Origin of the sequence: Xanthomonas sp. CFBP 8151, from assembly GCF_011761885.1 — a bacterium.
Lineage (GTDB): Bacteria > Pseudomonadota > Gammaproteobacteria > Xanthomonadales > Xanthomonadaceae > Xanthomonas > Xanthomonas arboricola_B.
In genome coordinates, this window is record NZ_JAASQZ010000001.1 from 1592712 (window position 1) to 1608991 (window position 16280).

The following is a 16280-nucleotide window of genomic DNA, read 5'->3' on the forward strand; positions in this document are numbered from 1 at the left end:
GAGACCGTACTAGCGCATGACCGGTCACAAAAGCGTATATCCGTCGAGGTGAATACGCCTCCAGGCGTCGTTTGCATCTCAAGCACGTTGTGGCGTCGCCGATAGCCATTAACGATTAGTTAGACAAGCCGCATCGCAGTGTGCGGCACCCGTATCGCGCCACCGGGCGACCCTGCAACGAAGGTTGCGCACGCACCATCTTCAAGAGAATTCCCAATGTTAGGCAACTTCAGAATCGGAACCAGGCTGATCTTGGCGTTCCTGATCGTCTCGGCGATCGGCGCATGCATCGGGTGGGTGGGCTACTCCAACTCCGGTCGCATCAGCGACCTGTCGACTTCGCTTTACGAGCGCGAGCTGCTCGGCTTGTCGAACGTGAAGGAGGCCAATATCAACCTCATCTACGTCGGCCGCGCACGCGCCAATCTGTTGTTGGCCAGCAGCGCCGAAGAACGTCAGTCGCATTTGCAGAGCATCGACAAGTACACCGCCAAGGTGGTCGATTACATGACGCGTGCGCGCCCCAGCTTCCAGACCGAAGAGGGCAGGAACAAGCTGGCGCAGTTCGACCGCGCCTGGCAGAAATATCTGGAAGAGCGCGGCCGCTTCCTCGATGCCGCCAACCGTGAAGCCTTGCGCGACGCCAATCCGGAACTGGCCGCGCTGTCACGTGCGGTACGCGCCAGCTCCGATGAAGTCGACAGCCTGATGACCGATCTCAGTGGCCTGCGCGAGCGCAGCGCCGCCTCGGCAAATGCCGAAGCCGGCAGCATCCATGCGCACAGCTCGAGGCTGCTGATCGCCATCATCTGCGGCGGCGTGTTGCTCGGCGCGATTCTTGGCGTGGTGATCAGCCGTAGCGTCACCGGCCCGATCCGCCGCGCAGTGGCGGTGGCCAACGGCCTGTCCGAAGGCGATCTGACCATGCGCATCGACGTGCATGGCCGCGATGAGACCGCTCAGCTGCTGGAGGCGATGCGCACCATGGTGCAGAAGCTGTCGCAGGTGGTGGGCGAGGTCAACACCAGCGCCGAAACGCTGGCCAGCGCGTCGGAAGAAGTCAGCGCCACTGCGCAGTCGTTGTCGCAGGCCGCCAGCGAACAGGCCGCAGGTGTGGAAGAGACCAGCGCCTCGCTGGAACAGATGACCGCATCGATCAGCCAGAACACCGAAAATGCCCGCATCACCGACGGCATGGCCACGCAAGCCGCGAAGGAAACCATCGAAGGCGGCGAGGCCGTGGTCGCCACCACGCAGGCGATGAAACAGATCGCGCACAAGATCGGCATCATCGACGACATCGCGTATCAGACCAATCTGCTCGCGCTCAATGCGGCGATCGAAGCGGCGCGCGCCGGCGAACATGGCAAGGGCTTTGCCGTGGTGGCGGCAGAGGTGCGCAAGCTGGCCGAACGCAGTCAGGTGGCAGCGCAGGAGATCGGCGAGGTGGCCAGTTCCAGCGTCGAACTGGCCGATCGCGCCGGCCGTTTGCTCGATACCATCGTGCCCAGCATCAAGCGCACTTCGGACCTGGTACAGGAAATTTCTGCCGCCTCCGAAGAGCAATCCTCCGGCGTGAGCCAGATCAATTCGGCGGTGGTGCAGCTGAGTCAGACCACCCAGCAGAACGCCAGCGCGTCGGAGGAACTGGCCGCTACCGCCGAGGAAATGAGCGCGCAGGCCGAGCAGCTGCAGCAGAGCATGGCGTTCTTCCGCCTGGGCGGGCAGGGGCCTGCAAGCACGCCGCCCAAGCGTGGCAAGGTGGCTGTTGCACGCCCGGCAGGGGCGCCCGGTCCGCGCGTCTGGCGCAGCCCCGCGACGCCCGCGTACGCGATGTCCGAGGGCCCGGACGAAGGCCAATTCGCCAGCTTCTGAGAGACCGATCGATGACCGCACAGACCCCCGAAGCGATGCCTGGCGACGCCGATGCGGCAGCCCAGTATCTGACCTTCCAGCTGAATGCCGAAACCTTCGCCATCAGCATTCTTGGCATTCGCGAAATCATCCAGTACCGCGCACCCACGCCGGTACCATCGATGCCGGCCTGCGTGCGCGGCGTGATCAATCTGCGCGGCGCGGTGGTGCCGGTGGTGGATCTGCAATCGCGGCTGGGACGCGCCGACAGTGCGATCGGCAAACGCAGTTGCATCGTGATTCTGGCCACCGAGCAGGCACAGGGGCCGCAGGTGATCGGGGTGCTGGTCGATGCGGTCAACGCAGTGATCGAACTGGCCGATCAGGACATCGAAGCGGCGCCTTCGTTCGGCACGCATATCCGCCGCGACCTGCTGCGCGGCATGGGCAAGGTGGGCGAGCGCTTCGTGGTGCTGCTGGACATGGTGCAGGTGCTGCAGGTGGATGAAATCGCCGGCAACACCGATGCCTTGGCGGCCTGAGTCTGGCCAAGCGCAGCTGACAACGCGACGGCCCACCGGCCTGACGGCTGCGCTGCACGCGTCAGCCACTCAAACGCACGCTGCGGGTATGCCGGACATGCTCCGGAAGCGCAACGGCCGCAGCCGTATACAGGCATCGACCGCGCTGGCCGAGGCCGGAGATCGCGTCGCTCAACGCCCTGGTGATCGGCCTCGCCAGAGCTGAGCGTGATGCACCATTCAGTCCGGCCGATGCCAGCCATTGAAGCGATGCACGCAGTTGCGTCCATTGCCGATCGCGCCTTGCAAGGCGTGCCGTGCGCGCGCCAGCAGCGTGTTGCTGGCGCGCCAGGCACCGGCCGGCACGTCGACCAACCCTGCGCTGATCGTCAGTGTGCCGGCTGGCCAGCTGGCCGCCTCGATCGCCCTGCGCACAGCCTCGAGCATCTCAACCGCCTCGGTTGCCGTCGCCTCGGGTAGCACGACACACAGCTGATCCCGGCTCAGGCGCGCCACCGTGGCGGCGTCCGGCAACTGCGCTTCGATCATCCTGGCAGCCTGGATTAGCGTTGTATCCGCTGCAGCGGCGCCAGCCTGCAATGTCATCCGTTTGAAGCCATCCAGCTCGATCAGCGCCAGGGCGAGCGATGGCGTGGCGGCGGTGGACGAGCTGTGTGCGAGTGTCTGCAGCGCCTGTTCCAGACCTGCGCGGTTCCACACGCCGGTGAGTTCGTCGCGCAGCGCGTCCAGCTCGACCAGCTTGGCCGCACGTTGCAGCTCGATGGTGTCGACGACCTGCCGTGCCAGTGCCTGCAGCGCGTCGCGTTCGGCCACAGACAGGCGCCGGGGTGTGCGATCCAGCACACACAGCGTGCCAAGCGCGATCCCATCGGAGGTCAGTAGCGGGGCGCCGGCGTAAAAGCGGATCTGCGGCTCGCCGGTGACCAGCGCATTACCCACGAAGCGCGCATCCAGGTGGGTGTCGCCCACTTCCATCACTTGATCGGGTTCGAGGATCGCATGCGCACAGAACGACAGCTCGCGCGGTGTTTCGCTCGGCGGCATGCCCAGCTTCGACTTGAACCACTGGCGCTGCGTGTCGATCAGCGAAATCAAGGCCATCGGCGTACGGCACACCACCGCTGCGATCGAAGTGAATGCGTCGTAGACCGGCTCCGGCGCGGTGTCCAGCAGTTGGCAGTCATGCAATGCAGCCAAGCGTTCGTCTTCGTTCGCCGGCAACTGCGCCGCAACGGCGGCATCACCCGACAGGAGCGTGGCGTGGAAGAGGTGTAACGCGGACGCGTCAGGATTCTGCATGGCAAGACCACCGAAACAAGGCGCCGTCAGGCGATGGATATGTGTGCGTGGCGACGGTGTGTCGCAGCCCTTCGCACGCGTTGGTTGGCGCAGTCCTCATCCACCCCAGCGGATGAGGTCCGTCAACGATCTTGCCACACCGGGCAGGGCAGGTCGGCGCCAGCGATTCCATTCTGATGCGCCGCAAAACCGCCCGCCTTGCAGGTCATTCGCCCTGGCCAGCGTTGCCCTTGGGGCGGCGCGTCTGTTCGTCATGGATCTGCATATCCTCTTGTCCAGGGCGCTGCTTGGCGGCCTCATCCTGTTTGCGATCCTGCTGGCTCTCTGAAACGCCGTGCTGCTTGTCGGCAGCCTTGTCGGGCTGGCTCTGCTTGTTGTTCATGGCTTGCCTCCGGAATGATGATGAAACGGACGTTAGCGCGCGCGATGTGATCCTGGCGGCATGGCGTCCGGGGCACGGGCGCTCCACCGAGCCGACACGCTACCCGATGCAGGGCCCAAAACGGAAAAGCCTCGGAAACATGGCGTTTCCGAGGCTTTCACGGTCGAAACAATGGTGGAGCGGAAGGGGATCGAACCCTCGACCTTCGCGATGCGAACGCGACGCTCTCCCAGCTGAGCTACCGCCCCACGTGCCTGGATTCTAACCACATGTCGCGCGATTCGCCAAGCACACCGGCGGCCTAGGGCGCGATCCTGCGGCACTCACTCGCGGATCAGCGGGAACTTGAGGTCCGGGTTCTTGGCCTTCCATTCCTTGTACGACACCGAGCCTTCCCAGGCGGCGAAGGCCTTGGGGGTGCGGCCGCGGCCGGACCAGGTCTCGCCGGTATGCGGCAGTTCGTACTTCGGCTTGACTTCGCTGCGGCCGCTCTTGACCACGTCCTTGCGTGCCGTGGTGGTGCCCAGGTAAGCGGAAATATCGTTGCGCTGCTTGGTGTTGAAATGGCCGGCAAACTGCTCCAGCAGCGAAACGATGGTGGCATGCGCAGAGGATGCCTCGCTGGCGCGCTCGGTCTTTTCCTGTTCTTCCAGCTTCTGCAGCTCGTCCAGCAGTTTGGCTTTGGCTTGTGCGATGGAATCCAGTTTGGAGGTGGTATTGCTCACAGAGGTATAGCCTCGGAATAGGGAGGTGGAGACGTTGCCCGATGGGCATGCGTCATTATGGCATGTGGCCCGGGGGCGGCCGGTGCGTGTGCGCGTGCCCGCAGGTGCGGTGACCAGGCCTTGTCTGGTCGCGCGTTCGCAGTGTTCTGGCGAGTCCGACCAGCATGCTTGCGCAAGCTGCGACCCGACCGTAACGATACAACAGCAAGCCAGGCGGGATGACACAGCCGTGCGACGTCGGCCAGATGCTGATTGGCATCATGGCCAGACACGCCCTGATGGGCTGCCAGTCTCGATGGCGCGGTATCCAATGGCAGAGGCGGCGATGGACGGGGATGCCGCCGGAGTGTGTGGTCTGATTCACGACCGGCGCAGCCGCCGAACGGCCCTCCGCGCCTTGCCCGCATCGCGACGGCCGCGTGTATGCGCGGTCTCTGGACCGTTGCATCGAGTCACTGCGCTGTAGCGTCTTCCAGCAGCGGTGTCAGCTGCGCTTCCAGCGCGTCGCGGCGCCATTGCCCCAGCGGTGCGGGCCAGCTGCGTTGCTCGATCAGGGTTTCCAGGTGCCGGCGCGAGGCCAGGATGCCGTCGGGCAACCCCAGCTCGCGGCTGCGCCGGGCCACCGCGTCCTGCAGGCGCTTGAGCACGGCCTTGTTGCCGTCGGTGGCGGCCTGCGCCAGCGGTGCATGGTCCTCGTCGGGCAGCGGCGTATTCAATGCTTCCCACACTGCAGCGGCGAGCTTGCGCGGCGCCTTGGGAAACTTGTCGAACTGGCGCAGCAAGGCGTCCAGATCGGCGGGCGGAAACCGCGCCAGCTGGCTGGCCAGTTCGTTGTCCAGGATCCAGCTGCGCGGGCGATCGCTCTGGCGCGCCTGCAGGTCGCGCCAGCGCAGCAGACGCAACAGGCGACGTTGCGCCGCAGGCTCCAGGAACTGCGCGGTGCGCAGGCTCACATGCGGCCAGCGCTCGCCATCGTCGTGCTCCACCGTGACGAGCAGGCGCTCGGCGTCTTCGGCCAGCCAGCCCAGGCGATCCTGCTCGGTCAGGCGGCGGGTCAGTTCGTCGTGGATGGCGAACAGGTAGCGCACATCGTCGGCGGCGTATTCCAGCTGCGCCGGCGACAGTGGGCGACGCATCCAGTCCGAGCGCGTCTCGCCCTTGGTCAGCAAGGTGCCGGTCACTTCCTGCACCAGTTTCTGATAGCCCATCCCACCCCCCACGCCTGCCAGCGCGGCGGCGATCTGGGTGTCGAACAACGGCCGCGGCAACACCCCGCACGCGCATTTGAAGGTGACCAGATCCTCGCTGGCGCTATGCATCACCTTGACGATGTCGGTGGCGGTCAACCACTGCTTGAGCGCCTCGTTCATGCCCGGGATGAGTGGGTCGATCAGCAGGATCTCCTCGCCAATGGCCATCTGCACCAGCGCCAGCTGCGGCCAGTAGGTGCGTTCGCGAATGAATTCGGTATCCAGGCCAATGCGGGACGGACGCGATGCCTGCAGGCGTTCGCTCAGCTCGGAGGGGTGGGTGATCCAATGAGGCACGTGATTTCCGTCGACAGCGAGGGTTTGCGCAGAACGCGCAGAATAGCCTAACGTCGCGATCGCCTGTCGTGCGGCAGAGCACTGGAAGGAGCGGGTGGTGGGTGAGTGCGGTAACCGGATCGCGGCGTGGGCATTGCTGGCGCTCAGCGTGTGCGCCTGTTCGCGTACACCGACGCCAGCGCCTGCCGCTGCGCCGCAACCTGCCGCTACTGCGGTGCCGAGCAAGCCGAATGTGTCCATCGGTGGCGAAGAATCCGCCGAGACCGTGGCGCAATGGCAGCCGCCGCCAGTGGACCTGGGCGATGCGCCGCTGGCGCAGGTGCGCAAGCGCGCCGACCAGGCATTAAAGGACGACCGGCTATATCGCAACGCGGACGACGCGATTCCGCTGTATCTGGCGATCCAGCAACGCACCGACGGCAAGGACGCGGCCAGTGGTCGCGGGCTGGAGCAGGCGCGGCGCCGATTGATCGAGCGTGGCCAGGGGCTGATCGAACAGACCGACCGTCAGGACAGCGCGCTGGAACAGGCGCGTGAGCTGGCCATCGTGGCACTGGCACTCGCTCCGCAGGATCCGAAGGTACGCGCACTGCAGCGCGCGGTGGAAACCGCGCAACGGGTGCTGAGCTTCAACCGTGCCGGCGAGGAGGATCTGCGTGGCGACCGCCTGGGCGAGGACGGCAACGGGGCGCTGGTGAACTTTCGCGATGCGGCGCAGCTGGATCCGGACAACCCGCGCACGCGCCAGGGTCTGGCTGCGGTGGAAAGCGGCCTGCTGGCACGCGCCGAACAGGCGGCCGGGGCGAGCGACTTCATCGGCGCACGCTACTGGTTGCAAATGGCCGGGCAGGTGCGTGAGCGCGCACCGACCATTGCCGATGCACGGGCGCGCATCGAGCGTATGCGGCGTGCCCAGATCGCCGCTTTGCACGACGCCGGCCTGCACGATCTCAACTCGCCCCGCGGCCTCAAGGCGGCCGGCGAAACACTGGCCGAGGTGCTGCGCATCGCCGATCCGGGCGATGCGGTGGCCGGCGATCTGCGTCGGCGGCTGGAACTGGCAACCCATTACGGCAGCTTCCGCCCCGGGCAGGTGTTCACCGACGGACTCAAGCTCGGCGGGCGCGGTCCGCAGATGATCGTGGTGCCGCATGGCGCGTTCCAGATGGGCGCAGGCGATGCCGAGCCCGGCGCCTCCGACAACGAACGCCCGTCGCATTACGTGCGTTTTGCGCGCGGCTTTGCGTTGTCGATCACCGAAGTGACGGTCGCCGAGTTCCGCCAGTTCGTCGAGGCGACCGGCGCGCGTCCGCGTGCCACCCGGCGCGGGCATTCGGTGGTGTACGACGAGCGCAGCGGCAACTTCATCCGCCGCAGCGGGGTGGATTGGCAGTCCGACTACAACGGCGCTCAGGCCGCACCCAACAGCCCGGTGATGCACGTCAGCATCCGTGACGCCGAAGCCTACGCGAGCTGGTTGTCGGAACAGACCGGTCGTCACTACCACGTGCCCAGCGAGGCCGAGTTCGAATACGCGGTGCGCGCCGGCACCACTGGACGCTATCCCTGGGGCAATGCCGGCTCGCCGCCGCTGGATGCGGGCAACTTCACCGGCGGCAACGATGTCTCGCGCAGCGGCAGGCACTGGAACAACGGCTTCGTCGGCTACGGCGACGGCTTCTGGGGACCGGCACCGGTCGGTAGCTTCCGCGCCAATGCCTGGGGGCTGCACGACATGGGCGGCAACCTGAGCGAGTGGGTGGCCGATTGCTGGCATGCCAGCTACCGTCGCGCGCCGGCCGACGGTGCCGCCTGGTTCAACCCCGGCTGCCGTCAGCGCATGATCCGCGGCGGCAGCTGGGCCAACTCGCCGCAGCAGACGCGTGCGGCCTGGCGGCAGTCGCAGGACTCGGACAGCACCAGTGCACGGATCGGCTTCCGCCTGGCACGCGGGATCTAGAGCGCAGCTGTAAGCCAGTGCGCAAGCGCGGTTTGCGCCTGCACGGAGCTCGATCACCGATCGCCGGGCTGTCCGGGTGGCATGCCCGCCTCGAAGTGACATGTCGGTCGCGATCACCCGGGCAGTTCCGGGGTCTGGTCCCGCCGCAAGACCGGGCGCGCAGGCTTAACCGCTGCGAACACTGCCCGCGATCGCGGTGGAACCGGCCGCCTTGGTCGCGGTCCAAGTGCCAGCGCTTGCGAGGATGGCGGTGATGGGCTGGGGAATCAAGGTGTTTCGTTGGGTCATCGCGGTACTGCTGATCGGCGGCAGCGGCTATGCCGTGGCGCGTCATCTGCAGGACGGAAATACCGCCGGGCATTACCGCTCGGTGGAGGTGCTGCGTCCGGAAGGCACGCCGAAGGCCATGGTGGTGCTGTTGCCCGACAGCGGCCATGCGCAGGACGGCCAGCGGCTTGCCGAGATGCTGAGCAACGACGGCGCACTGGTCGCGGTGGTCGACACCGCCAGCTATCGCGCACGGTTGCGCGCGCATCAGGCAGCCTGCAGCTCCCTGGCCGACGATGCCGAACGCTTGGGCAAGAAGTTGCTGCGCGCCGAGCATGTCGATGCATTCCTGCCGCCGGTCCTGGTGGGGCAGGGCGATGGCGCGATGCTGGCGCGGCAGGCACTGGCCTCGGCCGCGCCCGACGTGCTGGGTGGCGCGGTTGTCGCCGATGGCGACGCCAGCGATGGCGGCCTGGCCTGCTCGCGCGACGTGCCCGATGCCAATCAAGGCTTCCTCGACGATCTGGTCGACGCTGCCAGCCCCCTGCAGATCGCTGCGGCCACCCGGGGCCATTTCCTGATGGCGCATGCGCAGGGCGTGGGCGATCTGCCGCTGGTCGAACTGCATGCGCCCGGCAGCGACCGCATGGTGGTCATGCTGTCCGGCGACGGCGGCTGGCGCGAACTCGATAAGGGCATTGCCGCGCAATTGCAGCAGCAGGGCGTGTCGGTGGTGGGCTGGAACAGCCTGCGCTACTTCTGGGCCAGCCGCACGCCGCAGCAGGTCGGGGCGGACCTGGATCGGGTGATTGCGACCTATCAGCAGCGTTGGCATATCCACCACGTCGCGCTGGTGGGCTACTCGTTCGGCGCCGATGTGCTGCCGTTTGCCTATCCCGGACTGTCGCCGCAGCAGCGCACTTCGGTGCAGTTCGTCAGCCTGCTCGGCCTTGCCCATCAAGCCGATTTCAAGGTGCGTGTCGGTGGCTGGCTGGGCTGGCACAACGATGCCGAGCACGATGTGGAACCGGCGATCCAGTCGTTGGACGCGCATCGCCTGCAATGCATCTACGGCGATCAGGAAACGGACACGCTGTGCCCCGAGCTGCGCGCGCGTGGCGTGCAGGTAGTGGCGCGTCCGGGCGGGCATCACTTCGACCATGATCCTGTGGCGCTGGCCGGGCTGCTGATGCAGGGCTGGCAGCAGGCGGCGCAGACGCCCACTCATGGTTAGAGAGCCGGTGATGCCCTCTGATCTGCACGCGGAGCGGTCTGCGGCGGGTTGAAGGGCTCATCCAGCTTGGTTTGCCTGGGCGAAGCTGATAGCGCCGCATCGGCGCGCCCTCTGTGCAAATCCACGGCGCTGCTCGGTCGACCGCCCTGCAGCTCATCGTTATCGCGACACTGCGATGCGTGTGCGCTTGCTGATCGCCTGCGGCAACCAGGCAGCAAGCGTGGTTACCGCTGTCAGTCGTCGTTGCCCGGTTCGACCCGCACCTCGATGCTGCCATCGGCCAGCTGCGCACGCAGGCGCTCGCCAGCGGTGACCTCGGCAGCGCTGCGCACCACGCTGCCATCGGCGGTGCGGGTCACGATGGCGTAGCCACGCGCGACGGTGGCGAGCGGGCTGACCGCTTCCAGCGAGCGTGCCAGGCTACGCAGCCGCAGTTGATCGTGCTGCAGGCGTCGCTGCATCGCTGCCTGCGGATGCAGTGTTCGTAGTCGTTGCTGCAGCGTGGCCAGATCGCGTTGCGGGTTATGCGCTTGCAGGCGCGCCTGCGTCCGTTGCACGCGTGCCTGCAGACGCTCCAGCACCTGGGTCATGCGCGCGCGCAGCTGGCGGCCGGCGTCCTGCTGCCGGCGTTGCAGCAGTTGCAGCCGCGCCTGCGGGCTGTGTGCACGCAGGCGCAGGGCAAGCCGGTCGGCGCGCTGCATCGCATTGCCCAGCGCGTGCTGCTGCAGCTGGGCCATGCGGGCATGCGCGCGCCGCACGCGGGCGACCAGCTCGCGCTGATCGGGCACCAGCAGTTCCGCCGCTACCGAAGGCGTGGGCGCGCGCACGTCGGCCACGAAATCGCTGAGGCTGAAGTCGGTCTCGTGCCCGACCGCCGACACCACCGGCGTGCGCGCGGCGGCAATCGCGCGGGCCAGGCGTTCGTCGTTGAAGGCCCACAGGTCCTCCAGCGAGCCGCCGCCGCGGGTGATCAGGATGACGTCGTAGCGCCCGGACACATCGGCGCGCTGCAGCAACGAGGTGATCTGCGCCGCGGCGCTGTCGCCCTGCACCAGGCAGGGCAGCAGGTCCACTTCCAGCAACGGAAAGCGGCGCGCCAGGACGCTGAGCACGTCGCGCACCGCTGCACCGCTGGGTGAGGTGATCACTGCCAGCCGCCGCACATGCGCCGGCAACGGCTGCTTGCGCTCGGCATCGAACAGGCCCTCGGCGGCCAGGCGCGCACGCAGTTCGTCGAAGGCACGGCGCAAGGCGCCTTCGCCGGCCTCTTCCATGTGGTCGAGTACCAGCTGGTAGTCGCCGCGCGCTTCGTACAGGGTGAGACGTCCGCGCGCGAGCACGCGCAGCCCTTCGCGCGGCTGGAACTTCAGCCAGGTGCTCTTGGGCTTGAACATCGCGCAACGGATCTGCGCGCGCGCGTCCTTGAGCGTGAAATACAGATGGCCCGAGGACGGGCGCGTGACGCTGCTCAGCTCTGCTTCCACCCAGACCAGCGGGAAGCTGCCTTCCAGCAGGTCGCGTGCCAGCGTGTTGAGCTGGCTGGGGGTGAGGATCTGTTCGTTGCGGTCGGCCATCGCCGCATTATCCCGCAGCGGCGATGCGCATGCGTGAGTGCATCGGGCCGAACTTACCCACCGTGTTGCTCCAGCGCCCAGCCCACATGTTCGCGTACCAGCTCCGACGCGTCGTGGCGACGCGCCTCCAGTGCCGCCAATACCTCCGGCGTGCCGGGCGCATTGCCCAGGCCCACCGCGATATTGCGCAGCCACCGCTGATGGCCGCTGCGACGGATCGGGCTGCCTTCGGTGCGGCGCAGGAACTCGGCTTCGTCCCAGGCAAACAGCTGCGGCAGCGTCGCCACATCCAGCTCGTTGCGGGCGCGGAAATCGGCTTCGTCAGTGCGCTGGGCGAACTTGTTCCAGGGGCAGGCCAGCTGGCAGTCGTCGCAACCGAAGATGCGGTTGCCGATCGGCTTGCGCATCTGCTCGGGAATCGCGCCCTCGTGTTCGATGGTGAGATAGGCGATGCAGCGGCGCGCATCCAGCCGGTAGGGCGCGATGATGGCCTGGGTCGGGCAGATGTCGATGCAACGCGTGCAGGTGCCGCAATGCGCGGTGGCCGGGGTGTCGATGGGCAGTGGCAGATCGAGGTAGATCTCGCCCAGGAAGAACCACGACCCGCCGTTGCGATCGATCAGGCAGGTGTGTTTGCCGATCCAGCCCAGCCCGGCATTGCGCGCCAGTGCGCGCTCCAGCACCGGTGCCGAATCCACGAAGACCCGATAGCCGAACGCGCCGACTTCGCCCTGGATGCGCTCGGCCAGTTTCTGCAGCCGGTTGCGCATCAGTTTGTGATAGTCGCGCCCCAGCGCGTATCGCGCCACGTAGGCGCGGCGGCCGTCGTGCAAGGTGTTCCAGGCCTCAGTGTCGTCCTTGCGGCCGTAGTCCATACCCACCGACAACACGCGCAAGGTGCCGGGCACCAGCTCCTGCGGGCGCGAACGCTTGTCGCCGTGCTGGGCCATCCAGTGCATGGTCCCGTACAGGCCTTCTTCCAGCCAGCTGCGCAGATGCGCCTCGTCTTCGCCGAGCTCGATGCCGGTGATCCCGCAGCGCTGGAAGCCGGCCTCGCGCGCAAGCGCACGGATGCGCGCGGCGGCGTCGCTGGGGTCGGGGCGGGCGAGGACGGCAGACATGGCGACAAGTATAGAATTCCCGGCATGTACGCACCGCTCGATCTTTACGACACCGCCGCCGCACGCAGCCTGGACACGCAGGCCACCACGCTGCTCGGCGGCGACGGCTATACCTTGATGCAGCGCGCCGGGCAGGCCGCCTGGCAGCATCTGCTGGATCGCTGGCCGCAGGCACGCCGCATCGTGGTGGTCTGCGGCACCGGCAACAACGGCGGCGACGGTTATGTGCTGGCACGGCTGGCGCAGCGGGCCGGGCGCCAGGTGCAGGTGGTACATCTCTCCGAGCACGGCCCGGCCTCGCCGCTGGCACAACGTGCCTGCACGGACTATCTGGGCGTGGGCGGTGCGATCGAGCTATTTCCGTCGCCGCTGGCACAGGCAGATGTGATCGTCGATGCGCTGTTCGGCATCGGCCTCAACCGCGCGCCCGACGCCGAGACCGCCGCCTTGATCGACGCCATCAACGTAGCCGGTGTGCCGGTGCTTGCGCTGGATGTGCCCAGCGGCATCGATGCCGATCACGGCGTGGCCTTCGGTGCCGCGGTGCGCGCGGATGCCACCTTGCAGTTCCTCGTACCGCACGTCGGGCTCTATACCGGCGATGCGCTGGAGCATGCCGGCACGCGCGCAACCACGTCGCTGGACGTGCCGGATGCCGCGTTCGACGGGCTGGCGCCGGCCGCGCACAGCTGGGACATCAACGCCCTGGCCGCGCAGTTGCGCCCACGGCGACGCAATACGCACAAGGGCGAGTCCGGCCGCGTGCTGTGTGTCGGTGGCAACCTCGGCAGCGGCGGAGCGATCATGCTCACCGCCGAATCGGCCTTGCGCAGCGGGGCAGGGCTGGTGCAGGTCGCCACCCGCGCCGAGCACGTCGCGCCGCTGCTGGCGCGCTGCCCGGAAGCGATGGCGCGCCCGGTGCAGGCCGACGACGACATCGCCGCATTGGCCGATGCGGCCGACGTGGTGGCGCTGGGTCCGGGCCTGGGGCAGGACGCCTGGGCGCAACAGTTGTGGCGTACGGTGCTGGCCTCGGACAGCGCCATCGTCATCGATGCCGATGGCCTGAATCTGCTGGCCGCCAACAAGGAGCCGGCGCGCGGCCCGCGCGTCTTGACCCCGCATCCCGGCGAAGCCGGCCGCCTGCTGGGGCTGTCGACCACGCAAGTTCAGCAGGATCGACTGGCCGTTGCAGACGCATTGGCCAGGCGCTTTGATGCGGTGGTGGTGCTCAAAGGCGCCGGCAGCGTGATCGCCGCGCCGCACGCGGTGCCGCGCATCATCGATGCCGGTAATCCGGGCATGGCGGTCGGCGGCATGGGCGACCTGCTGACGGGCGTGATCGCGGCCTTGCTGGCACAGGGGTGGTCGCCATTCGATGCCGCCAGCCTGGGCGCCTTGCTGCATGCCTGCGCCGGCGATGCGGCCGCACGCGCGGGCGAGCGCGGCCTGCTGCCGACCGATCTGCTGCCCGAACTTCGCCGCTTGGCCAATGCCGGAGCCACTGCATGAGCCAGCTCAACGCGATTCTGGTCGATGCGCAGGCCACCGAAACCCTGGGGCAGGCCCTGGCTGCGGTACGGCCCGCCCGTGCGATGGTGCAACTGCACGGCGATCTCGGCGCAGGCAAGTCCACGCTGGCACGCGCGTTGCTGCGCGCACTCGGCGTCACCGGGCCGATTCGCAGCCCCACCTACACGCTGGTCGAGCGCTACCCGCTCGGCACTGGCGACGAGGCCTGGCACCTGGATCTGTACCGCATCGGACAAGCCGGGGAACTGGATTTTCTCGGGCTCGACGAGGGCAGCGCGAGCCTGTGGCTGGTCGAGTGGCCGGAACGCGGCGCAGGTGCATTGCCGCCGGTGGATCTAGACGTGGAACTGGCGGTCGACGGCGATGGGCGGAGCGTCACGCTGTTGGGGCGCAGCGATACCGGGCGCGGCTGGCTGGCGCGGCTGTCGGGCCTGCCTCAGTTGCAGTCCCTTTGTACCAGCTCACAGGAAGAATGAACGCCAGGTTGTGGATTATTAAGGGAAATCACCTTGCAATTCACACGTTTGGGTGATTGAATCCAGCGCCATGACACCGGGGTTCCGCCAGTTTTGCGTTTCCGCCCTGACCGCCAGCCTCAGCCTGGCGGTTTTTGCTGCGTGGGCCGGCGAGATCAAGGGTGTCGGCATCAGCACCGGTGCAACCGGCACGCGTGCCGAGATCCAGCTCGCCGGTAGCGGCGGATTCAAGACCCTGTCGCTGGCCAACCCCAATCGCCTGGTGGTGGATTTTCCCGATTCCTCGGGTGTGCGCGGCCTCAAGCTGCCGCCGGCTGCCGGCCTGGTGACGTCGGTGCGTACCGGGCAACCGGTGCCCGGCACCTTCCGTGTGGTGTTCGAGCTGGCAACGCCGGTGACGCCGTTGAAGCCGCAGATGCAGACGTTGGGCAGCGCATCGACCCTGGTGATCGAGTGGCCGGGCGATCCGCCGGTTGCCGGCATGCTGGCCACCACCACAACAGCACCTGCCGCGCTGCCGCCACCGCGCCCGGCCAATGCACAATCCGAGGCTGCCCGCGCAACTGCTGCGTTGGCAGCGTCTGCGCAACGCGCGTCGGTGGTGCCGCCTGCTCCGGCGCCCGCACCGTATGTGCCTGCCTCGGCCATGCCCAGCGTGACTCCGGCACCGGTACCGACCACGGTCGCCACCGGTGTACCGACACCGCGTCCAAGCACCGCCACGACCGCGGTGACGACCGGCACCAACGCGCCAGCAAACACCGCCGGCAACACGTCCAATCGCGTCACCGCCGCGGTGTCGCCCGTCTCGGCGATGCCAGGCAACGGCACATCGCCTGCTGCCATCTTGAATGGCGGCAATGCCGTGGCCGCCACGCCGAATGCGGCTGCCGGCAGCGTCGTCGCGGCGGACAGCGATGATTTGCCGCCGCGTCCGGTACTGCCCAGTGAATCCTCGCGGATCAAGATGGCACCGGGCATGCGTCCGCTGATCGTGGCCATCGATCCGGGCCATGGTGGCCAGGATCCCGGCGCCATGGGCCCTACCGGTAAGCGCGAAAAAGACGTCACCCTGGCGGTCGGTCGCGAGCTGGCGCGCCAGATCAATGCCACGCCCGGCATGAAGGCGTACCTGACGCGCGATACCGACGTGTTCATTCCGTTGCCGATGCGCGCGCAGAAGGCACGCGCCGCCAAGGCCGACATCTTCATCTCCATCCACGCCGACGCTGCCGAGAACCGCAGTGCGACCGGCTCCTCGGTCTATGTGCTGTCGACCAAGGGCGCTTCCTCGCAACGCGCGCGCTGGCTGGCCGACAAGGAAAACGCCGCCGACCTGGTCGGCGGCGTGCGTCTGCAGCAGACCGAAAGCACGCTGGCCAATGTGCTGCTGGATCTGGCGCAGAGCGGCCACATGAAGGCCTCCGAAGATGCGGCAGGGCACGTGCTCGGCGGCCTCAAGCGGATCGGCAACAATCACAAACCGCAGCTGGAACGCGCCAACTTCGCGGTGCTGCGCACCTCCGACATGCCGGCGATGCTGGTGGAAACGGCCTTCATTTCCAATCCGGACGAAGAACGCCGGCTGATCGACCCGGCCTACCAGCGCAAGATCGCCTCGGCGGTGTTGGACGGCATCGATACCTTCTTCACCCGTCAGCCGCCACCGGGCACGCTGTTTGCCGCACGTGCGCAGGCCGAAGCCGATGCCGGTGTCGGCACCGTGGCCGGCGGCAGCCGCTGAGCCGCTCGGCTATCATTCCGCA

13 protein-coding genes and 1 tRNA gene are annotated in these 16280 nt (G+C 67.4%); 7 read left to right on the forward strand and 7 right to left on the reverse strand.

Translation table 11 applies throughout. From position 1 onward, the window contains the following. Positions 1 to 216: 216 nt before the first annotated feature. Positions 217 to 1875 carry a methyl-accepting chemotaxis protein gene (locus FHT08_RS06685; RefSeq protein WP_166774623.1) on the forward strand — a complete coding sequence of 553 codons (1659 nt, stop codon included), beginning with the start codon at positions 217 to 219 and terminating at the stop codon, positions 1873 to 1875. Between the two features lie 11 nt (positions 1876 to 1886). After that, positions 1887 to 2396 (forward strand): chemotaxis protein CheW, encoded by a 510-nt coding sequence (locus tag FHT08_RS06690; protein WP_047125215.1) that lies wholly within the window; start codon positions 1887 to 1889, stop codon positions 2394 to 2396. A 219-nt stretch (positions 2397 to 2615) separates the two neighbouring features. On the opposite strand, the gene FHT08_RS06695 is transcribed toward FHT08_RS06690, so the two are convergent. From FHT08_RS06695 to rnd, 5 genes are all read right to left on the reverse strand, one after another. Next, complete coding sequence (locus FHT08_RS06695) at positions 2616 to 3695, reverse strand: sensor domain-containing diguanylate cyclase (protein ID WP_166774624.1); 1080 nt, start codon at positions 3693 to 3695, stop codon at positions 2616 to 2618. Between the two features lie 205 nt (positions 3696 to 3900). Further along, positions 3901 to 4077 carry a hypothetical protein gene (locus FHT08_RS06700; RefSeq protein ID WP_166774625.1) on the reverse strand — a complete coding sequence of 59 codons (177 nt, stop codon included), beginning with the start codon at positions 4075 to 4077 and terminating at the stop codon, positions 3901 to 3903. A 172-nt stretch (positions 4078 to 4249) separates the two neighbouring features. Then, a tRNA-Ala gene (locus FHT08_RS06705) sits at positions 4250 to 4325 on the reverse strand. A gap of 75 nt (positions 4326 to 4400) precedes the next feature. After that, positions 4401 to 4802, reverse strand: a complete 402-nt coding sequence (locus FHT08_RS06710; protein ID WP_047125217.1) for an H-NS family nucleoid-associated regulatory protein — start codon at positions 4800 to 4802, stop codon at positions 4401 to 4403. A 452-nt stretch (positions 4803 to 5254) separates the two neighbouring features. After that, on the reverse strand, positions 5255 to 6349 hold the full coding sequence (rnd, locus tag FHT08_RS06715; RefSeq protein ID WP_166774626.1) for a ribonuclease D: 1095 nt from the start codon (positions 6347 to 6349) through the stop codon (positions 5255 to 5257). A 97-nt stretch (positions 6350 to 6446) separates the two neighbouring features. On the opposite strand from rnd, the gene FHT08_RS06720 reads away from it, so the two are divergent. Both FHT08_RS06720 and FHT08_RS06725 read left to right on the forward strand, forming a co-directional pair. Continuing rightward, entirely contained in the window at positions 6447 to 8309 is a 1863-nt protein-coding gene (locus FHT08_RS06720) for a formylglycine-generating enzyme family protein (protein ID WP_166774627.1), read from the forward strand. Between the two features lie 253 nt (positions 8310 to 8562). Continuing rightward, positions 8563 to 9810, forward strand: a complete 1248-nt coding sequence (locus FHT08_RS06725; RefSeq protein WP_166774628.1) for an AcvB/VirJ family lysyl-phosphatidylglycerol hydrolase — start codon at positions 8563 to 8565, stop codon at positions 9808 to 9810. Positions 9811 to 10043: 233 nt separating this feature from the next. Here the strand turns inward: FHT08_RS06725 and xseA are convergent, their stop codons facing one another. Continuing rightward, on the reverse strand, positions 10044 to 11384 hold the full coding sequence (xseA, locus tag FHT08_RS06730) for an exodeoxyribonuclease VII large subunit (RefSeq protein WP_166774629.1): 1341 nt from the start codon (positions 11382 to 11384) through the stop codon (positions 10044 to 10046). A gap of 53 nt (positions 11385 to 11437) precedes the next feature. Then, the gene (gene queG / locus FHT08_RS06735) at positions 11438 to 12505 is read right to left on the reverse strand and encodes a tRNA epoxyqueuosine(34) reductase QueG (protein WP_166774630.1); all 1068 of its coding nucleotides are present in this window, start codon (positions 12503 to 12505) and stop codon (positions 11438 to 11440) included. 24 nt (positions 12506 to 12529) lie between these two features. Between queG and FHT08_RS06740 the strand changes: the two genes are divergently transcribed. The 3 genes from FHT08_RS06740 to FHT08_RS06750 all read left to right on the forward strand — a co-directional run bounded on the left by FHT08_RS06740 (position 12530) and on the right by FHT08_RS06750 (position 16258). Beyond that, positions 12530 to 14017 (forward strand): NAD(P)H-hydrate dehydratase, encoded by a 1488-nt coding sequence (locus FHT08_RS06740; RefSeq protein ID WP_166774631.1) that lies wholly within the window; start codon positions 12530 to 12532, stop codon positions 14015 to 14017. Beyond that, positions 14014 to 14514: a tRNA (adenosine(37)-N6)-threonylcarbamoyltransferase complex ATPase subunit type 1 TsaE gene (tsaE, locus tag FHT08_RS06745; protein WP_166774632.1), complete on the forward strand. Its 501-nt coding sequence runs from the start codon at positions 14014 to 14016 to the stop codon at positions 14512 to 14514. The genes FHT08_RS06740 and tsaE overlap by 4 nt, the downstream gene beginning before the upstream one ends. 70 nt (positions 14515 to 14584) lie before the next feature. Then, positions 14585 to 16258, forward strand: coding sequence for an N-acetylmuramoyl-L-alanine amidase (locus FHT08_RS06750; protein WP_166774633.1), 1674 nt, complete (start codon positions 14585 to 14587; stop codon positions 16256 to 16258). Positions 16259 to 16280: the final 22 nt, after the last annotated feature.